This window comes from Kitasatospora sp. NPDC006697 (assembly GCF_042869935.1).
Lineage (GTDB): Bacteria > Actinomycetota > Actinomycetes > Streptomycetales > Streptomycetaceae > Kitasatospora.
In genome coordinates this window covers 83,738-102,130 of sequence record NZ_JBIAGU010000023.1, presented here as the reverse complement: position 1 = coordinate 102,130, position 18,393 = coordinate 83,738, and the positions used below count along the sequence as shown (strand labels likewise).

The window sequence follows — 18,393 nt, the reverse complement described above, 5'->3', positions numbered from 1 at the left end:
TGCGCTCTCCGGGCGCACAAGATCTTCGACGTGGCCCACGTGGTCTGGTACCTCAGCCAGTACATGGTCCTCGACCCCGGCGACGTGATCAACACCGGCACCCCGGCCGGCGTGGCCCTGGGCCTGCCCCACACCCCCTACCTGCGGGCGGGCGACACCGTCGAGCTGTCCATCGACGGCCTGGGCACCCAGCGCCAGACCCTCGTGACCGCGTGAAAGGCACCACGTTGTCCGTCATCACCGCCATCGACACCCACGACGTCCGCTTCCCCACCTCACGGGAGCTGGACGGGTCGGACGCGATGAACCCCGACCCCGACTACTCCGCCGCCTACCTGGTCCTGCGCACCTCCGACGACAGCCACCAGGGCCACGGCTTCACCTTCACCATCGGCCGCGGCAACGACGTACAGCTGGCCGCCTTCGACCCGTACTGGATCGAGGAGCCCACCAGCCCCGACGACATCCTCGGCCACGCCTCCATCCGCCGCGGCGTCGCCCCGGTCAAGCTCGCCACCGGCGAGCACGTACAGAACCGCATCGTCTTCAAGCAACTGCTCCAGGCCGGCGCGATCGACATCCTCCAGCTCGACTCCGCCCGCGTCGCGGGCGTCAACGAGAACCTGGCGATCCTGCTGCTGGCCGCCAAGTTCGGCATGCCGGTCTGCCCGCACGCCGGCGGCGTGGGCCTGTGCGAACTGGTCCAGCACCTGTCCATGTTCGACTACGTGGCCCTGTCCGGGACCACCGAGAACCGGGTCATCGAGTTCGTCGACCACCTCCACGAGCACTTCCTGGACCCGGTCGTGATCGAGCACGGCCACTACAAGGCGCCCACCCTGCCCGGCTTCTCCGCCGAGATGCACCCCGCCACCATCACCACCTTCGAATACCCGAACGGCGAATTCTGGACCACCGACCTGGCCGCCACCCAACTGCCCGCCCAAGCCGCCGATACCGCCGAGAAGGAGCTGACCGCGTGAGCACTCCCGAACTTCGCGGACAACAACGAGGAGCAGTGGCACCGGGTCCTGGACGTCAATGAGCGGCTTTCATCCTGAAGTTGCAGGTTACGGGGCTGGTGTGGGGCGGGGCCGGAGTGCTCGTGCCGATCAAGGGCGTGATCGCTAGCAGGTGATCGACTGTCGGCGAGCGACCTTGGCTGTTCAGCGCGAGGAGGGCCCGCAGACCTCCGCACCCCAACGGTCCCCTCCGGCATAGGTGGAGGAGAATGCTCCGGCGGCGCTGCACGAAGGGAGCAGGACGTGGACTGGTACGGGGTCCGGTGCGTGTTCGAGTGGACGACCCGGGACGGAAGGACCTACGAGGAGCGGATCACGCTTTGGCGGGCCTCATCGGCTGAGGAAGCGATCGCCCTCGCCGAGGCGGAGGCCGAGACGTATGCGGCCACCATCGGCGTCGGCTACCTGGGTTTCGCCCAGTCCTACAACCTGGCCGGCACACCGGGCTCGGGCGCCGAGGTCTTCTCCCTGCTCCGGGACAGCCCGCTGGAGCCGAGCGCCTACCTCGACGCCTTCTTCGACACCGGCACCGAACGCCAGCAGCACCACTGAGTTTCATTCTACTTTGCAGATCGCGGGGCTGGGGTGCTCGTACGGGGCGAGGCGTGATCGTCGGTAGGTCATCGTCCGTCAGCGCTGTACTTCCGCGTTGGTCAGCACGAGCACGACCCGCAGGAGCATGGTCGCGTGCCGGGCGTTCATGCGGACCTTGCTGAGGATCCGCCAGTTCTCGAGGTCGGCGAAGCCGTGCTCGTTCGCTGCGCGCTCGCGGCTGACCAGCCGGTTCGCCTCCTTCTGCGCGGCGGTCAGCGGCTTGCCCCAAGCCGGGCAGGGGCACCCAGCTCGGGCAGGTCGAGCCGGCGGCCGGGCTTCGGCTCTCCGGTCCAGCCCCGGATTCCTCGCCGAAGTCCGAGCCGCAGCCACCTCGCACTCGCCCCAGGCTCCTTACCCCCTGCTCCGACCCGACGGGCGGCCCCTCCCAGGAGCCGCCCGTCTCGCGTGGCCGGACCGGGCGCGACGCTTCGGCGGACGGGCGGGATGATTGAGGAGGGGTGCGGAAAGCGAGGAACTGTATGCCGTCGCAGCACGGGCTGCCCCTGGAGCTCCCGGTCACCGATCCCTTCCGCTCAGGCGGTCCGGTCGGCGCGGTGGCGGTACTCGATTCGGCCGGCCTGGTCAGCGGCTGGAGCCCGGCTGCCGGGGAACTCCTCGGATTCGGGCCGTCCGAGGTGCTCGGCCGGCCGGCGACGGACCTGCTCGCCGACCCGCGGGACGCGGCCAGGGCCGGCGCGGCCGCCCGGCGCTGCCGCTCCGGACGCAACTGGAGCGGCATGCTCACGCTGCGGCACCGCGACGGCCACCGGATCGACGTCGGACTCCGGTTGACCGCGCCCTTTCGGATCGACGGCCGCATCCGGATCCTGGCCGTGGCGGTCGACCTGGCCGACCAGCCGTCCTGGGCGGTCAGCGGGCCGGTGCTGGAGGCCTTCCTGACCCGGTCCCCGGTCGGCATGGCCATCCTCGGACCGGACCTGCGCTACGCATGGATCAACGACACCCTGGAGCGATTGGGCGGCGTGCCGCGCGCCCAGCGGATCGGCCGCCGGATGCGGGACTCGATGCCGGGCCTGGACACCGACGCGCTGGAGGACCAGATGCGCGCGGTGCTGGCCACCGGCGAACCGGTGATCGACTACGAGTACCAGGGCTGGACCGACGCCCACCCCGGGCAACAGCGCTCCTACTCCACCTCCTTCTTCCGCCTGACCGACGGCGACGGCAATGTGCTCGGTGTCTGCTACATGGGCATGGACGTCACGGACCGCTGGCGGGCCCGCGAGCGCCTCGCTCTGGTGACCCGGGCCGGCACCGCGATCGGCACCACTCTGGACGTTTCCCGCACCGCCCAGGAGCTGGCCGACCTGGCCGTCCCGCTGTTCGCCGACTTCGCCGCCGTGGACCTCCTCGACTCAGTACTCCGGGGGGACGAGCCCGCCCCCGCCGCCGTCTCCGCACACCCCTCGATGACCCGGGCCGGCCTCGCCTCCGTCCGGGCGGGCGTCCCGGAGGCGCTGGCGGCCGCGGGCGAACCCGTCAATGTGATCCCGCCCAACCAGGACGGGCGCTACCTGATCCACGGCGAACCCCTGCTGATTCCCGAACTCGATCCCATCGACAACGCCTGGACGGTGGAGCAGCCGGCCACCGCCGCGAAGATCCGCGAGTACGGGCTGCACTCGCTGATCGCCGTCCCGCTCCGGGCCCGAGGCGTGGTGCTGGGCCTGGCCACCTTCATCCGCTCCGCCGACCCCACCGCCTTTGAGCCCGACGACCTGCTGCTGGCAGAGGAGTTGGCGACCCGGGCCGCCGTGTGCGTGGACAACGCCCGCCGGTACACCCGGGAACACGCCGCCTCGCTCTCGCTCCAGCACAGCCTGCTGCCAACGTCCCTGGCCAGCGGCAGTGCGCTGCGCGTCGCCTCGCGCTACCTGCCGGCGGCCCAGGACGGCGTCGGCGGAGACTGGTTCGACGCCATTCCGCTCTCCGGTGCCCGGATGGCGCTGGTGGTCGGTGACGTGGCCGGGCACGGGATCACCGCCGTGGCGACCATGGGTCGGCTGCGCGCCGCCGTGCACACCCTGGCCGACATGGACCTCCCGCCCGAGGAGGTGCTGGCCCATCTGGACGACCTGGTGATCCGGCTGAGCGACGAGGAGCCGAGCGCCGCCGCGGCCGTGCTGGGCGCCACCTGCCTCTACGCGGTCTACGACCCGGTCAGCGCCCGGTGCACCATGGCCCGGGCCGGGCACCCGCTGCCCGCCCTGGTCACCCCGGAGGGCACCGTCACCTTTCCTGACCTGCCGGCCGGGCCGCCGCTCGGGCTCGGCTCGCTGCCGTTCGAGTCGGCCGAGTTCGAACTGCCGGAAGCCAGCGTGATCGCGCTCTACACCAATGGACTCCTCTCCTCCTTCGATCAGGACATCGACATCGGACTGGACCTACTCAGCCGGGCCCTCGCGCTGCCCGGGCTCACTCCGGAGGAGCAGTGCGACGCGGTGGTCGCGGGCCTGCCGCCCGGCCCACCGGCGGACGACATCGCCCTGCTGCTCGCCCGCACCCGCGTCCTGACCGGGGATCAGGTCGCGGCCTGGGACATCACCCCCGACCCGGCCCAGGTCGCCGTGGCCCGTCGACTGGCCACCGCACAACTGGAGCAGTGGGGGTTGGCCGAGCTGGCGACCACCACCGAACTGATCGTCAGCGAGCTGGTCACCAACGCGATCCGCTACGCACCCGGCCCGGTCCGGCTGCGGCTGATCCGACACTCCGTACTGATCTGCGAAGTCTGCGACAGTGGCAGCACCGCCCCTCATCTACGGCACGCCCGGACCACTGACGAGGGCGGGCGCGGCCTCTTCCTGGTCGCCCTGCTGACCCGGCGCTGGGGCACCCGGTTCACCCCCGCCGGCAAGTTGATCTGGACCGAGCAGGCTCTCCCCGCGGGCGAGGACGGGTAGCCTGCCGGACCCGGACGCCGCTGTCCGAGTGGTCCGATCCGGTTCTGCCGGGTAGGCCGGGGCGGTACCTGCCCTGCCCGCACCGGCCGGGGCGGCGCGCTCGGCCCCCGCTCCTCAGCCGCCGATGGCCGCCACCCCGGCCTGGGCGAACTGCTCGTCCTGGTCGCCGCTCGGCGCACCGGCCACGCCGATGCCCGCGATCGGCGCACCCTTGCTCTGCACCGGGGCACCGCCGGCCAGGAACAGGGTGTTCGGGATGTCCTTCAGACCGGGGGCCTGGACGGCGCGCTTGGCCAGGTCCGAGGTGGTGGCGTTCCAGGAGACCGCGGTGAAGGCCTTGCGGGTGGCGGACTCCGGGGACTGCGGGCCGGCGCCGTCGCCCTTCAGCAGGACCCGGGTGACGCCGTCGCGGTCGACCACGGCGACCGTGACGTGCTGGCCGGCCTTCTCGGCGGCGGAGAGCGTGGCCTCGGCCGCCTTGGTCGCCGCCTCGATGGTGAGCACCGGCACGGTGTTCACGTTCTTGTCCGAGGCGTTCGCCTTGGCGGCGGCGGCCACAGCCGGGGTCTCGGGCTGGTCGGCGCTGGCGGAGACGGCACCGACGGTGACCATGCCGGCGACGGCGACGGCGACCGCTCCGGCGACGATGCGGCCCCGGGTGCTCATGTTCTTGACGCTCATTTCTCGCTCCTTCTGCCTCTGCGGCTGTCTCTACGGCTCGGTATCGGCTGGCGGTCCGGCCCGTTCGCCGGCTGCCTGACTCGATCATCGGGCCGGACACCGCCCTCGCGGATCGGCGATCCGGCTGCCCTGGCCAGGCAAAATGGATGACACGAGGGTCAACCGATCGGCTGATGTGCGGGGCGGGCGTCCGGGGCAGGATGCGAGTGCACACACCTCACGAGCGCGGACAGGAAGGAGCGAGCCGTGTGGAACCCGACCGATCCGGCAGCCGATCGCGACCGCGATCCGGTGGCCGGCCGAGCCGCCGGTCCGATGACCGAGCGTGATGCCGATCCGGATGCCAAGTGGCTGGCGATCGCCCTGCAGTCGGCCTTCGTCCTGCTGCTGACGGCCTCGCTCACCCGCTTCCTGAGCCACCACGGCGGCTCGGCGCTCGCCCCCTGGGTGATCGCGCTGAGCGCCGCGCTCGCGGCCGTCCAGCTGGTCGGCGCGCAGCGCCGGAGCCCGGCCCGGCTCGCCGCCGTGGTCGTCCTCTGGGCGGTGCTGGTGCTGCTGGCGCCGAGCTTCGCCTGGTGCGCGGTCCCGCTGATCTACACCGCACTGCGCACCCTGCGGGCCCGGGCGGCCATCCCGCTGGTCGCAGCGCTCACCTCGCTGGTGGTCGTCGCCGAACTGCGGCTGGCGCACGGCTTCGACCCCACGGCGGTGCTGGTCGCGCCTGCGGTTGCGGGCCTGGCCACCGCGGTCTTCCAGTACATGGAGCGCCAGGCGCAGCGCCAGCGGCGCCTGATCACCGATCTGACGCTCACCCGCCGGGAGCTCGCGGCCACCGAGCGCCGCGAGGGCACCCTGGCCGAGCGGGAGCGCCTGGCCGGTGAGATCCACGACACCCTCGCCCAGGGCCTCTCCAGTCAGCGGATGCTGCTGCAGGCGGCCGACCGCACCTGGGACCGCGATCCGGCGGCCGCCCGGCAGCACGTCCGCACCGCCCTCCAGATCGCCGCCAGGAACCTGGCCGAGGCCCGCCGCTTCGTCCGTGACCTGGCGCCGGCCGAGCTCGCCGACGGCAGCCCGCTGGAGGCCGCGCTCCTGGCCCTGGCGGCTCGGGAGACCGCGGAGAGCGGCCTGCCTGTCCGCTTCCAGCTCGACGGGACGCCGGTGCCGCTGCCGGCGGCCGCCCGCTCCGCCCTCTTCCGAGTGGCCCAGGGCGCCCTCGCGAACGTCCGGGAGCACGCGGCTGCCTCCACCGCCGCGCTCACCCTCTCCTACCTCGGCGACCAGGCCGTGCTGGACATCATCGATGACGGCCGCGGCCTTCCCACCATCGAGGTCGGCCCTTCGGACAGGCACCGCGGGTACGGCCTCCCCGCGATGCAGGCCCGCCTCAAACAGGTGGGCGGCACCCTGGCCATCGAGAGCACGCCGGGTGACGGCACCGTTCTGTCCGCGACGATCCCGTTGGAGGTTCCATGACGATGAACTCGCCGGCCGGAGAGCCGACGACGCGTCTGCGGTTGCTGGTCTGCGACGACCACGCGGTGGTCCGGGCCGGGCTGCTGGCCCTGCTCTCCAGCGACGAGCAGATCGAGGTGGTGGGTGAGGCCAGCAACGGGGAGCAGGCCGTCAGGCTCGCCGCGCAGCTCCGCCCGCAGGTGGTGCTGATGGACCTGCAGTTGGGCCCCGGCATCGACGGGGTCGCCGCCACCCAGCAGATCACCTCCGCCCCCGACTCCCCGTACGTCCTGGTCCTCACCACCTACGACACCGACGCGGACATCGCCCGCGCCATCGCCGCCGGTGCCTCCGGCTACCTGCTCAAGGCCGAGCAGCCCGAGGAGCTGTTCAGCGCCATCCACGCCGCCGCCCGCGGCCACACCGCGCTCTTCTCCCGCCCGGTCGCCTCCCGGGTGATGGCCCAGATGCGCTCCCCGTCCCCCCAGCTCACCCACCGCGAGGAGGACATCCTCAAGCAGCTCGGCCAGGGCCTGGGCAACCGCGAGATCTCCCGGGCCCTCTACATCAGCGAGGCGACCGTCAAGACCCACTTGAGCCGGATCTACACCAAACTCGGCGTCGACACCCGCGCCGGCGCGGTCGCCGTGGCGAAGGAGCGGCGTCTGCTCCGCTGAGCCCGCGCAGCGGAGCAGACCAACCGGACCGGCCGATCGAGTCAATGGCTCAGCCCGTGCGCAGTCAGCCCTTGCGCACGGTGCGGTCGAGGAGCGGGAGCAGGCGGTCCCAGTGCCGCCGCGTCCCGGAGGGGCTGAAGGCGTCGGTGTCGGACATCGTGTAGCCGTGGATCGTGCCCGGGTAGATCTCGCTGGTGTAGGCGGTTCCCGCGTCGTCCAGGGCCTGGTGCAGTGTGTGGAGGGATTCGGCCGACATGTCCCCCTCGGAGAGACCGAGGTGGACCTCTGCGGTCAGCTCCGGGATCGAGCGGTGCGGGCTGTCAGGAGCCTTGGTGACCAGGAATCCGGGGTGGAAGCAGGCCAGGGCGGAGACCCGGTCGGGGTGGGCCGCCGCCGTGCGCAGCGCCAGGACGGCGCCGAAGCAGTAGCCGAGCACTCCGACCGGCCCGGCAGCAATCTCGGGGCGGTCGCCGAGGAAGCCGAGGTAGGCCTCGGCATCGCGCAGCACCCGCTCGGTGCCGTGCGCATCGACCAGCGGCATCAACTGGGCGATGACTGCGGGTCGGACCTCCTCTCCGATGTAGGCGGGGAGTTCGACCACCGGTGCCGGACGGTGCCGGTAGAAGATGTTGGGCACGAGGACGTAGTAGCCGTGTTCGGCCAGCTCGCGGGCCCGGGTCTCCAGCTCGGGCCGCAGGCCGAACGCATCCGGGTACAGCAGCACCCCGGGGTGCCGGCCACCGCCCGCGGGAAAGGCGGCGAAGGCATCGGCCCGGCCGTCGGCGGTGGGGATCATCAGGTTCTGGGTGGGCATGGTTCCTCCGGTCGTGGTTGACGAATCGCATGCGTTGTCAAGCACGACGGAGGCGGAGCGCGAGTGGCTGCCGAGCCACGCCCTCGGTCGGGGAGCGGGTCGGTGCCCGACCGCACGGTGCTCAGCGGAGCACCGGGTCACCCATCCGTGTGTGGCTCAAGGCCGTCCCGGTAGTCATCGCCAGACAGGCTAGCCCATCCCTTGGACCGCGGCCAATGCCAGCCAGGTCAACCACGACTGACGAATCGTCATCACCACAGTGACTCCAGCGGCGGCCCGCCCCGCCGGGCCGGCGGGGCACCGGAGCGGACACGGCCGTGCGGCGCTACTCCGGGGACCCTTCCGGGATTCTCCGTCCGCCGGATGTCACACTCTCCCGCCGCTGACACTCCCAGGATGCGCCCGCGAAAGGAGCACCACCGATGACCGACGACCACACGCCTGCCGGGACGACCCCCGTCCCTGCCTCTGCCCCTGCCACTCCCGCACCGGGCGATGGCCTCGACGAGGCGACGCGGGTCTTCACCGAGCACCGCGAACTGCTCTTCTCGATGGTCTACAACCTGCTCGGCACGGTCGCCGACACCGAGGACGTGCTCCAGGAGGCCTGGCTCTCCTGGGTGGCCCGCAACCGGGAGCCGACGGCCGGTCCGATCGAGCACCCGCGCGCCTACCTGGTCCGGGTGGCCGTCAACAAGGCGCTGTCCCGGCAGGCCGAGGTCACCCGCCGCCGGGAGAGCTACTTCGGCCCGTGGTTGCCCGAACCGCTGGTGGCCCGGCTGGACTCCGACGGGCTCGCCATGCCCGCCGAGGACCCGGTGGAGCACGCCGAGGCGGTCTCCATCGCCCTGCTGGTGGTGCTGGAGACGCTCACCCCGCTGGAGCGCGCGGTCTTCGTGCTGCACGAGGTCTTCGGCTACCAGCACACCGAGACGGCCGCGGTGCTCGGCCGCAGCCCGGCCGCCGTGCGCCAGCTCGCGCACCGCGCCCGGGAGCACGTGCAGGCCCGCCGGCCGCGGTTCCGCGCCGACCCGCAGGTGCGGCAGCAGGTGACCGAGCAGTTCGCCGCCGCGGTGGCCGGCGGCGACCTGGCCCGGCTGTTCGACCTCCTGGCGCCCGAGGTGACGCTCTGGGCCGACGGCGGCGGCAAGGCCACGGCCGCGGGCGCCCACCCGGTGATCGGCCGCGACAAGGTCGCCCGGGTGCTGGCGGGCGGAGCAAACCGCGCCCCGGAGGGTGTCCGGGTGCGCTGGGGGACGGCCAACGGCGACCCCTCGGCGGTGCTCTTCGCCGGCGACACGCCGTTCGCCGTGCTGGTCCTCGACCTGGCGCCGGATGACGGGCGGATCACCGGCGTCTACTTCGTCACCAACCCCGACAAGTTGGTCCGGGTCCGCTGAGCCGGCCTCCGGACACCTGCCCCGACCGAGAGCACAGCACGGTCCGGCAGGTGAGCACTTCAGCAGCCCAACAGCTCAGAAGATCAGCAGTTGAGAGGACGTCAGATGTACCTGATCACCGGGGCGACCGGGACGACCGGCCGCCGACTCATCGCCCACCTGCTCGACGCCGGGGTGCCCGTGCGGGCCGTCACCCGAAACCCGGGGCCGGCGGCCGCACTCGGGCTGCCGGCCGGGGTGGAGCTCGCCCGGGCGGGCGAGCCCGGCATGCTGCGGGGCGTGACCGCGCTCTTCCTCCACCCCCGGGCGGTCGGCGAGCGGTCGGCTCAGCTGGTGGCCGCGGCCCGGGAGCAGGGCGCGCGCAAGGTGGTGGCGCTGTCCGCGATCAACGTGGACGAGCCGCTGGACGAGCAGCCCTCCCGGTTCCGCGGCGACCGCAACAAGGAGGCCGAGCAGGCCGCCGTCCACAGCGGCCTGGCCTGGACCAGCCTGCGGGCGGCGACCTTCGCGAGCAACGCCGCGCTGGCCTGGGGCCCGCAGATCCGGATGGGCGACGTGGTCCGCTACCCCTATGCCCGGTTCCGGGAGGCCCCGGTGGACGAGCGCGACCTGGCCGAGGTGGCCGCCCGGGCGCTGCTCACCGATGAACTGACGGGCCGTCGGCTGGACCTGACCGGGTCGGAAGCGCTGAGCCACGAGGAGTGTGTGGCCGCCATCGGCAAGGCGCTCGGCCGGCCGCTGCGGTTCCAGGAGGTGCCGCCGCAGGCGGCGGCCGAGCAGATGATCGCCCGAGGCATGCCCGCGCCGTTCGTCACCGCGCTGATGGCGCGTTACGCCCGCCTGGTCGACGAGCCCGGGCAGGTGACCGCCGGTCAGGTGTCCGCCGTGCTCGGCAGGCCAGCGCGCGGCTTCACCGACTGGGTCACCGACCACGTCGCCGCCTTCCGCGGCCCCGTCGACCAGCTCACAACGCACCAACCCACGGCCGACCAGCCCGCAGTCGACCGGCCCACCGGCACCGGGCCCGCCGCCACCCAGCCCGCTGACCACCGCACCGCCGCGGTCTGAGGGCCGAGAGAACAGCCGAGAGTCCAGAGGAGTCCGAGGAGTCATCATGAAGCTCACCATTCTCGCCGCCAGCGGTGGAATCGGCCGCCACCTGCTCGACCAGGCCCTGGCCGCGGGGCACGAGGTGACGGCCGTGGTCCGACAGCCTGCCAAGCTCGCGGACCTGACCGGGAGCCGGGCCGTCCAGGCCGACCGGGCGGTCCAGACCGTCCCGGCCGGGCGGACCGACCGCACCCGCCGGCCCGACCCCGCGTCCCAGCCCGAGTCCCGGCCCGAGTCCCGGCTGCTGCGCGTCGTCCAGGCCGACCTGGCGACCGCCGACGCGGCCGCCCTGCTCCCGGCCGTGACCGGTGCGGACGCGGTGCTCTCGGCGCTCGGCGCCGTCGGCAAGTCCGGCATCGGCGTGGCCGAGCACGGCACGCTGGCCGTGCTGGAGGCCATGCGTACCGCCGGGATCGGCCGGATCCTCGTGGTCAGCGCCGCGCCGATCGGCACCGTCGCCTCGCCCGCGCGTCCGCACCCGCCGCGCCACGACCCGGGCGACGGCTTCCTGATGCGCCACCTGCTCAGCCCGGCGGTCAAGCGGGTGCTGCGCGCACACTACGCCGATCTGGCCAGGATGGAGGACGCGCTGCGTGCCTCCGATCTGGAGTGGACCTCGGTCCGGCCGCCGCAGCTGACGGACCGTCCGCTGACCACGACCTACCGGATCGCCCTGGACCAGAACCTGCGCGGCGGCAGCAAGATCTCCCGCGCCTCGGTGGCACACTACCTGCTGCGTGCGCTGGACGACCCGTCCACCATCGGGCACGCCGTCGGTATAGCCGACTGATCCGCCCGGCACGCCAGCCGCCACACCCGGTCCGCTCACTCGGCCCGCAGCCGCGCCAGCAGTGCGCGCGCCGCGGGCGAGTGCGGGAACCGGGTGAGCGCGGTCCGGAAGGCGGCGCGGGCGGCGTCCAGGCGGCCGGAGGAGATCCGCGGGCGGGCGTCGAGCAGGCCCTGCCAGACCTCGCAGGCGCGGTCGAGCCGGCCCTGGGAGAGCAGCAGTTCGGCCAGTCTGGCGTTGGTGATCGCGGCCGCCCGCCGCTCGCTCGCCGGGCGTTCGCGGGCGGACCGGACCAGGGCCCGGATCGCGGCGTCGGTCTCGCCCAGGGCGGCGTGCACCTCGGCGAGTTGGTGGGCGTAGGCGGCCCAGTCGTAGCCGCCGATGCCGGGGGTCGGCGGTCCGGCCCGGTCCAGCAGGTGTTCGGTGCGGGTCAGCAGCTCGAACGCGGTGGCCCGGTCGCCGCGCCCGGCCGCCGCCAGCGCCTGCTGCCCGCGGACGAAGGCGGCCTGCCGCGGCGGCAGCGAGCCGATCCGGGCCCCGGCGGCGTCCGCGAGGTCCTGGGCGTAGCGGCGGTGCCCGAGTCCGTACGCCTGCACGCTGGCGGCCCGCAGCACCAGGGCGTGCAGATGTGGATCGGCGCCCTCGGCGGCGAGTTGGGCGGCGGTCCGGTACCAGGCCTGGGCCGCGCCCTGCCGGCGCAGGTCGAAGTAGGCGAAGCCGGCCAGGTAGCAGAGTTCGGCCGCCCGGCAGAGCAGGTCGCGGCGCACCCCGGGTGCGGCGGGCGCGTCCAGCCAGCCGGCCAGCACGGTGGTCAGGTAGCCGACCAGCGCTTTGCGGCAGTGGCCCGGCCCGAGCAGGCTCTCGCCGGCGAGGACGGCACGCAGGAAGTCCTCGGCGGCGACCAGGTGGGCCGGCCCGACCCGGACCGGCCGCCCGGTCCGCGCCGTCGGGGCGGTCAGGGCGGCCGGCACCGAGAACGGCAGGATCGCGTCGCCGACCGCCGAGTAGACGAGCAACCCGGGCGCCCGTTCCACCCCGGCGAGCGCCAGGAGTCCGCTGGGCCCGGGAAACCCGGCAGCAGGCCCGGCGAGCCCGGTGCGTCCGGCCGACCCGGCTCCCCCGATGCCGCCGCTGCGCTGCTCGGGAACGCCCTCGGCCGCGGCCTGCGCCACCCCCAACCCCGTCTCCGGCACGGTGACCCGCCGGCCGAGCGCCCGGGAGAGGACCTCGGCGACGATCCTCGGCACCGGCTCGGCGGGACGCGAGCCGTTCAGCCAGTGGGCCACCGAGGTGCGGTCGTACCGGTACGCGTGGCCGTCGGCGCGGCCGGCCCGGTTGACGGCGCGGGCGAGTCGTTCACCGGTCCAGGCGGCCTCCCGCAGCAGGGCGCGCAACTGGTGGTTGGGCGCGCGGTTGTGGGCGGTCATGGTTCCCCCTTGCGGTCGGATCGTCGACGATCCACTGCTCCCCCGTGGCAAGGTAGCGGTCAGCCCCCAGGCCGCACGGGTCTTCGCCGCTGCCGGCAGGGGCTCATTTGGCTGTTCCGGTTCGTATGCGCCCGCCGCCGCGACGCTCCGGCGCCGGCGCGCGAGGCCCCGGACCCGCGCGTGTCGTGCCCACGCGCCGCCCGACCGGCAAACCCCGCCCGACCGGCAACCCCACCGGACCGGCAAGCCCCGTCCGACCGGCGAACCCCACCCGATCAGCAAGCCCCCGCCGCCGTGCTTCACCCAGCAGCGCGCGCAACACCCCGGAAGGCTCAACATCTCCCCGCCCTCGCCCGGTTACCGGCACCGCCGCCGCTCCCGTTGACTGGCCTCAGCCACCACCTCGACGCGTGAAGGGGGGATCGCCGTGGCAGGGCAGCTGGTGCACGCTTTCCCTGGTCAGGGGGACTTTTCGCCGTCGGCGCTGGCTGCCGCGCTGCCCCGGGTTCCGGGGCTGCGCGCGGCCGTGCGGGAGGTGTTCGAGGCCGTCGACCGGGCGGGGGCGGAGCTGGGGGCGGTGCCGCTCGGCCCTCGGCTGCTCGGCGCCGCGCCGCCCTCGGGTGCGGAGCTGGCCCGGGAATTGCCGGGCACTCAGCAGCTCGCCCTCTACGGTGCCGCGTTGGCCGTCCACCGGGTGTCGCCCGCTCCGGACGCGCTGCTGGCGGTGAGCTTCGGCGAGATCCCCGCTCTGGTGGCGGCCGGCTGCCTCTCCGTGCCGGACGGCGCCCGGCTGGCCGGACGGCTCGGCGCGCTGCTGCAGAGTGCGCCCGGTGCGCTGACGGTGCTGCGCTGCGGTCCCGAGCGGGCGGCGCGGCTGGCCGCGGTCGCGCCGGAGGTGGTGGTCGCCTGCGTCAACGACGACCAGGAGTGCGTGCTGGCGGGCCCGGTGACGGCGATCACCGCGGCGGAGCAGGCGGCGCGGGCGGCGGAGGTGCCGGTGGCCCGGCTTCGGCTGCCGTTCCTCGCCCACCATCCGGCGCTGGCCGGCCAGTCGGCGGAGTTCGAGCAGTACGCCAGGACGCTGCGGTTCACCGCGCCCCGGCTGCCGGTCCACTCCGCCGTCTCGGGCACCACGCACACCGCCGCCACCGACCTGCCCCGCGCCCTGGCGGACTGCCTGGTCCGGCCCGCCATCCTGCCGCCGGTGGCCCGCGCCGCACTGCGTCCGCGCGCCACCGTCCTGGAGGCGGGCACCGGGCGAGCGCTCACCGACTGCCTGCGGCGGCTCCTGCCCGGCCTGCGCGTCCGCACACCGGTGGCCGCCGCGAGCCGCCGTCAACCCCAGCACTAGCCCCTACGGCCGCTCCGCCTGCAACGTCCGCTCCGTCCCCTACGCAGCTACGTCCACTCCAACCGCTCCGTCCACGCCGTCCGCTCCGTCCACGCCGTCCGCGACACCCGGTACCGAGTCGTACCCAGCACCGAGGAGGGCCGATGCCCCCCGTTCCCCCGACCCCGCTGCCCGCCCGCGCAGCCACGCTGCTGGCCGGGCTGACCTCCGGTCAGCCCGGCCGGGCGGGCCCCCCCCCCCCCCCCCCCCCCCCCCCCCCCCCCCCGGGCCCCCCGCCCCCCCCCGGGGGGGGGGGGGGGCCCCCCCCCGGCCCCCCCGCCCGCCCCGCCCAGCCCACCCCCGCGCACCTGACGCTCCGCCGGCTGGCCGCGGCCCTGCCGCCTGCCGCCGCCGTGTACGCCGACAGCGCGCTGCTCGGCGCGCTGAGCGAGGCGGTCGCGCTGGCTGATCCCCCGCTGTACCAGACCTTCCTCTCGCACTACGTCCTCTGCGTCGGCTCGGTGGCCGAGCTGGGCAGCCCGGCTGCCGACCCGGCCGGCGGGCTGGACCACGCCCGGACCAAGGGATCGTTCATGGTGACCGAACTGGGCGATGCCAGCAGCCACCTGGGTCCGCGCACGGTGGCGACGTACGAACCGGCGACCGGCGGCTTCCTGCTCACCACCCCCGACCCGGGCGCGGCGAAGTTCTCCAGCGTCGGGACGGCGGGAGCCGCCGGCACACCGCCCCAGCAGGCCGTCGTCTGCGCGCGCCTGCAGGTCGGGGAGAGGGACGGCGGCGTCTTCTCCTTCCTCGTCGACATCACCGCCGAGTCCGGCAAGCCCGCCCCCGGTGTCGCGCTCTCCGACCCGCTCGACCTCGCCGATCTGCCGCTGCCCTACGCCGCCGTGGAGTTCGCCGAGGTCCGCCTGGACCGCGCCCGCTGGCTGGCGGACGGCGCGCGGATCGACGCGGACGGCCTGCTTCAGGACCCGGCCGGTTCCCCCGCCGCCCGCCTGCAGCGCACGCTCGGGGTGGGCCGGGCGCTCTGGGGCACACTGCCCCGGGCGATGGCGGCCACCGCCCTGCGCGGGGCCGCGCTCGCCTGCCGGTTCAGCGCCCGACGCCCCTCGCACGGCGCGCTCGCGGCGGGCGCGCCGGTGCTCGCCTACCGCACGCACTGCTATGCACTGGCGAGCGCCCTCGCCGAGGCCTACGCACTCCGCTGCGCCGCCGACCGCGCCTGGACGCGATGGGCCGCGACCCGCGAGCAGCCCGCGCCCGGCGGGACATCCGGCGGGACATCCGGCGGGTCCGCCGGGTCGCCCGGCCGGCCGGCCGGGCCGATGGCCTTCTCCCCGTGGGCGGCGGTGGACGGCACCCTGGCGGTCCACAAGGCGCTGGCCACCCGGGGCGCCGCCCGGGTCCTGACGGAGTGCCAGCACCGTTGCGGAGTCTCGGGGTTCTGGGCGGCCAACCGGCTCTCCGGCTACCTCGGCCTGGCCCGGGCCTTCGAGAATGCCGGCGGCGACAATACGCTGATCCTGCTGGACGCCGGCCGGGCCCTCGCCGAGCAGCCGCCCGGTCCGCCGCCGCCCGCCCCGCCGCAGGACCCGCTCGACCCGGCCTGGTGGCCCGCCACCGCCGCCCTGCTCCGCCACCGGCTGCACGCCGAGCTGCACCGGGCCGCGGCCGCCACGGGTGGTTCACCGCCGCCCGACCCATTCGCCCACTGGAACCCGCTGCTCCCCCAGGCACTGCGCCTGGGAGAGGTCCTGGCCCAGTGCCACGCCGCCGACGCCCTGACCGAAACGGCAGCCGACGCCACCCTCGTCCCGCCGCCCGACGCCGCCCGCCTCCTCGCCGCCCTGCACGGCATCGTGCAGGCCCGCCGCTTCGGCACCGACCTGCTCGGCGCCGGCCTGCTCGACCGGGCCGGCGTGCACCGCCTCGCCACCGCCGCGGACCGGCTCTGCGCACTCCTCGGTCCCGACCTCGCCGAGCTCGCCGCCACGCTCGACCCGGGTGTGACGCAGTGCCAGGTCCCGATGCTCGCCCGCCCCAGCGGCGCCGGTACCACGCACCCCGAAGCCGGAGCACCCGGCGCCGACGCCGGAACACCCCGCGCCGCGGCCGGAGCCCCCCGGTGACCGCCCCGCGCGCCATCGGCATCCTCGGCATGGGCAGCTACCTGCCCGCCCGGGTGCGCGGCAACGAGGAGGTCGCCCCGGCCGCCGGGGTGACCGCGGAGTGGATCGTCGAGCGGACCGGCGTCCGCCGGCGCCACGTGGCCGCGCCCGGCGAGGCCGCCTCCGACCTGGCGGCCCGCGCGGTGCTCGCCGCCTGCGAGGCCGCCGGGATCACCCCGGCCGACCTGGAGCTGCTGGTCTGCGCCGGATCCACCCCGGACGAGCTTGGCCCGGCCACCGCCTGCCGCGTCCAGGCCGCGATCGGCGCCACCAACGCCTGTGCGCTGGACGTCAGCGCCGCCTGCTCCGGCTGGCTCTTCGCCGCCCGGGTGGCCCGGGACTGGCTGCGCGCGGAGCCCGCCGTCCGGTACGCGGCGGTGGTCGGGGTGGAGGCCTACTCCAAGTTCCTCGACCCGGCCGACCGGGCCACCGCCGTGCTCTTCGCCGACGGCGCCGCCGCGGCCGTGCTCGGCGAGGTCCCGGCCGGCGGCGGCTTCCGCGACCTGCGGCTGGGGTCCGACGGCACGGGCGCGCACCACGTGCTGATCCCGGCCGGCGGCAGCCGGCTGCCGGCCGGCCCGGCGACGCTGGCCGAGGGGCAGCACCGGATCCGGATGGACGGCCGGGCGGTGCGCGACTTCATCGTCGAGGTCTTCCCTCGGCTGGTCGCCGAGCAGCTGACCCGGCACCGGCTGACGGTGGACCAGCTCGACGCGGTGGTCACCCACCAGCCCAACCCGGTGCTGCTGCGCCGCCTCGGCGCGGAGCTCGGCATCCCGGCCGACCGGCTGGTGGTGACGGGCGATCGCACCGGCAACATCGGCGCCGCCAGCGCCCCGTTCGCGCTGGCCGCCGCCGCCCGCTCGGGCCGGCTGCGGCCCGGCTCGCTGGTGCTGCTCTGCGTCTTCGGGGCGGGCCTGACCTGGGGCAGCGCGCTGCTCTCCTGGACCGGCGCGCCGAGCCTCAGCGCCGACCCACCCACCGCCGACCCCGACCCCGGCCCCCTCACCGCCGATCCCCTCACCCCCGCCGACCCCCTCACCCACCCCCCGCTGCTCAGGAGGAGCGACCGATGAACACCCTCGACACCTTCCGGCTCGACGGCGCCCGCATCCTGGTGACCGGCGCCTCCCGCGGCATCGGCCGGGCCATCGCGCTCGCCCTCGCCGAGGCGGGCGCCCGCCTGGCCCTCGGCGCGCGCACGGCCGAGGCGCTGAAGCCGGCCACCGACCAGCTCTCCGCCCTGGGCGCGGAGGCCTTCGCGGTGCCGGGCGAGCTCGCCGAGCCGGGCCGCCCGGCGGCGGTGGTGGACCGGGCGGCCGAACTGCTCGGCGGTCTGGACGCGGTGGTGGCCAACGCGGGCATCCTGCCCACCGGCCCGGACGGCGCGCCGCTGCTGGTGCCGCTGCAGGAACTGCCCGAGGCGGCGCTCGCCGAGGTGCTGGCGGTGAACCTGCACGCCACCGCCGCGCTCTGCCAGCGCGCCCACCACCACCTCCGGGCGGCGGGCGGCGGCAGCGTGCTGATCGTCTCCTCGCTCGCGGGCGTGCTCGGCACTCCACTGCTGGAGTCGTACGCCGCCACCAAGGCGGCCCAGGTCTCGCTGGCCCGCAGCCTGGCGGTCGGCTGGGCCCGCCAGGGCATCCGGGTCAACGCCCTCTGCCCGGGCTGGACCCGCACGGACATGACGGCCTTCGCCTACGACACCGCGCCGCTGAACGACTGGCTGCTGGCCCACGTGCCGCTCGGCCGCTGGGCGGAGCCGCCGGAGATCGCCGCGGCCGCCCTCTTCCTGCTCTCCCCCGCCGCCGCCTACCTGACCGGCCAGGCGGTGCTGCTGGACGGTGGCACCTCGGTGGCGGACGGCGGCCTGGCGGGCATCCCGAAGCCGCCCTCCCCCTTCGCCTCCGCCTCCGCCTCCGCCGACTGACGCGGCGTCCGCCGGCCGCGAAGCGGAGGCCGCCCCTGCTGGCGGGTCAGCGG

The 18,393-nt window shown here is 74.8% G+C and carries 16 protein-coding genes and 1 pseudogene; 13 read left to right on the top strand and 4 right to left on the bottom strand.

Annotated elements, in window-relative coordinates:
* Positions 1-36: 36 nt before the first annotated feature.
* The 3 genes and pseudogenes from ACFYNO_RS28210 to ACFYNO_RS28200 form a co-directional block, all read left to right on the top strand.
* Positions 37-216 (top strand): annotated as a pseudogene (locus tag ACFYNO_RS28210) (fumarylacetoacetate hydrolase family protein); the annotation flags it as partial.
* Positions 213-983, top strand: coding sequence for an enolase C-terminal domain-like protein (locus ACFYNO_RS28205; RefSeq protein WP_388018404.1), 771 nt, complete (start codon positions 213-215; stop codon positions 981-983). The pseudogene ACFYNO_RS28210 and the gene ACFYNO_RS28205, both read left to right, overlap by 4 nt.
* A gap of 282 nt (positions 984-1,265) precedes the next feature.
* Positions 1,266-1,574 carry a hypothetical protein gene (locus ACFYNO_RS28200; RefSeq protein ID WP_388018401.1) on the top strand — a complete coding sequence of 103 codons (309 nt, stop codon included), beginning with the start codon at positions 1,266-1,268 and terminating at the stop codon, positions 1,572-1,574.
* Positions 1,575-1,652: 78 nt separating this feature from the next.
* Here the strand turns inward: ACFYNO_RS28200 and ACFYNO_RS28195 are convergent, their stop codons facing one another.
* Positions 1,653-1,946 carry a transposase family protein gene (locus ACFYNO_RS28195; protein WP_388018399.1) on the bottom strand — a complete coding sequence of 98 codons (294 nt, stop codon included), beginning with the start codon at positions 1,944-1,946 and terminating at the stop codon, positions 1,653-1,655.
* Positions 1,947-2,095: 149 nt separating this feature from the next.
* On the opposite strand from ACFYNO_RS28195, the gene ACFYNO_RS28190 reads away from it, so the two are divergent.
* Positions 2,096-4,540 (top strand): SpoIIE family protein phosphatase, encoded by a 2,445-nt coding sequence (locus ACFYNO_RS28190; protein WP_388018396.1) that lies wholly within the window; start codon positions 2,096-2,098, stop codon positions 4,538-4,540.
* Between the two features lie 114 nt (positions 4,541-4,654).
* Here the strand turns inward: ACFYNO_RS28190 and ACFYNO_RS28185 are convergent, their stop codons facing one another.
* Positions 4,655-5,221 (bottom strand): heme-binding protein, encoded by a 567-nt coding sequence (locus ACFYNO_RS28185; protein WP_388018393.1) that lies wholly within the window; start codon positions 5,219-5,221, stop codon positions 4,655-4,657.
* Positions 5,222-5,536: 315 nt separating this feature from the next.
* Between ACFYNO_RS28185 and ACFYNO_RS28180 the strand changes: the two genes are divergently transcribed.
* Together ACFYNO_RS28180 and ACFYNO_RS28175 are read left to right on the top strand one after the other, a co-directional pair.
* Complete coding sequence (locus ACFYNO_RS28180) at positions 5,537-6,697, top strand: sensor histidine kinase (protein WP_388018544.1); 1,161 nt, start codon at positions 5,537-5,539, stop codon at positions 6,695-6,697.
* Positions 6,694-7,353, top strand: coding sequence for a response regulator (locus ACFYNO_RS28175; RefSeq protein ID WP_388018390.1), 660 nt, complete (start codon positions 6,694-6,696; stop codon positions 7,351-7,353). The genes ACFYNO_RS28180 and ACFYNO_RS28175 overlap by 4 nt, the downstream gene beginning before the upstream one ends.
* A 64-nt stretch (positions 7,354-7,417) precedes the next feature.
* On the opposite strand, the gene ACFYNO_RS28170 is transcribed toward ACFYNO_RS28175, so the two are convergent.
* Positions 7,418-8,167: a dienelactone hydrolase family protein gene (locus ACFYNO_RS28170; RefSeq protein ID WP_388018387.1), complete on the bottom strand. Its 750-nt coding sequence runs from the start codon at positions 8,165-8,167 to the stop codon at positions 7,418-7,420.
* A 422-nt stretch (positions 8,168-8,589) separates the two neighbouring features.
* Between ACFYNO_RS28170 and sigJ the strand changes: the two genes are divergently transcribed.
* The 3 genes from sigJ (at position 8,590) to ACFYNO_RS28155 (ending at position 11,467) form a co-directional block, all read left to right on the top strand.
* Entirely contained in the window at positions 8,590-9,567 is a 978-nt protein-coding gene (gene sigJ, locus ACFYNO_RS28165; protein ID WP_388018384.1) for an RNA polymerase sigma factor SigJ, read from the top strand.
* A gap of 105 nt (positions 9,568-9,672) precedes the next feature.
* Positions 9,673-10,635, top strand: coding sequence for an NAD(P)H-binding protein (locus ACFYNO_RS28160; protein WP_388018381.1), 963 nt, complete (start codon positions 9,673-9,675; stop codon positions 10,633-10,635).
* A gap of 46 nt (positions 10,636-10,681) precedes the next feature.
* On the top strand, positions 10,682-11,467 hold the full coding sequence (locus ACFYNO_RS28155) for an NAD(P)-dependent oxidoreductase (RefSeq protein ID WP_388018378.1): 786 nt from the start codon (positions 10,682-10,684) through the stop codon (positions 11,465-11,467).
* Positions 11,468-11,502: 35 nt separating this feature from the next.
* Here ACFYNO_RS28155 and ACFYNO_RS28150 read toward each other — a convergent pair whose 3' ends face one another.
* The gene (locus ACFYNO_RS28150) at positions 11,503-12,891 is read right to left on the bottom strand and encodes a hypothetical protein (protein WP_388018375.1); all 1,389 of its coding nucleotides are present in this window, start codon (positions 12,889-12,891) and stop codon (positions 11,503-11,505) included.
* A gap of 427 nt (positions 12,892-13,318) precedes the next feature.
* Between ACFYNO_RS28150 and ACFYNO_RS28145 the strand changes: the two genes are divergently transcribed.
* The 4 genes from ACFYNO_RS28145 to ACFYNO_RS28130 all read left to right on the top strand — a co-directional run bounded on the left by ACFYNO_RS28145 (position 13,319) and on the right by ACFYNO_RS28130 (position 18,340).
* On the top strand, positions 13,319-14,242 hold the full coding sequence (locus tag ACFYNO_RS28145; RefSeq protein WP_388018372.1) for an acyltransferase domain-containing protein: 924 nt from the start codon (positions 13,319-13,321) through the stop codon (positions 14,240-14,242).
* 392 nt (positions 14,243-14,634) lie between these two features.
* On the top strand, positions 14,635-16,371 hold the full coding sequence (locus ACFYNO_RS28140) for a hypothetical protein (protein ID WP_388018369.1): 1,737 nt from the start codon (positions 14,635-14,637) through the stop codon (positions 16,369-16,371).
* Positions 16,368-17,486: a 3-oxoacyl-ACP synthase III family protein gene (locus tag ACFYNO_RS28135; RefSeq protein WP_388018366.1), complete on the top strand. Its 1,119-nt coding sequence runs from the start codon at positions 16,368-16,370 to the stop codon at positions 17,484-17,486. Before ACFYNO_RS28140 ends, ACFYNO_RS28135 begins: the two co-directional genes overlap by 4 nt.
* Complete coding sequence (locus ACFYNO_RS28130; protein ID WP_388018363.1) at positions 17,483-18,340, top strand: SDR family NAD(P)-dependent oxidoreductase; 858 nt, start codon at positions 17,483-17,485, stop codon at positions 18,338-18,340. The genes ACFYNO_RS28135 and ACFYNO_RS28130 overlap by 4 nt, the downstream gene beginning before the upstream one ends.
* Positions 18,341-18,393: the final 53 nt, after the last annotated feature.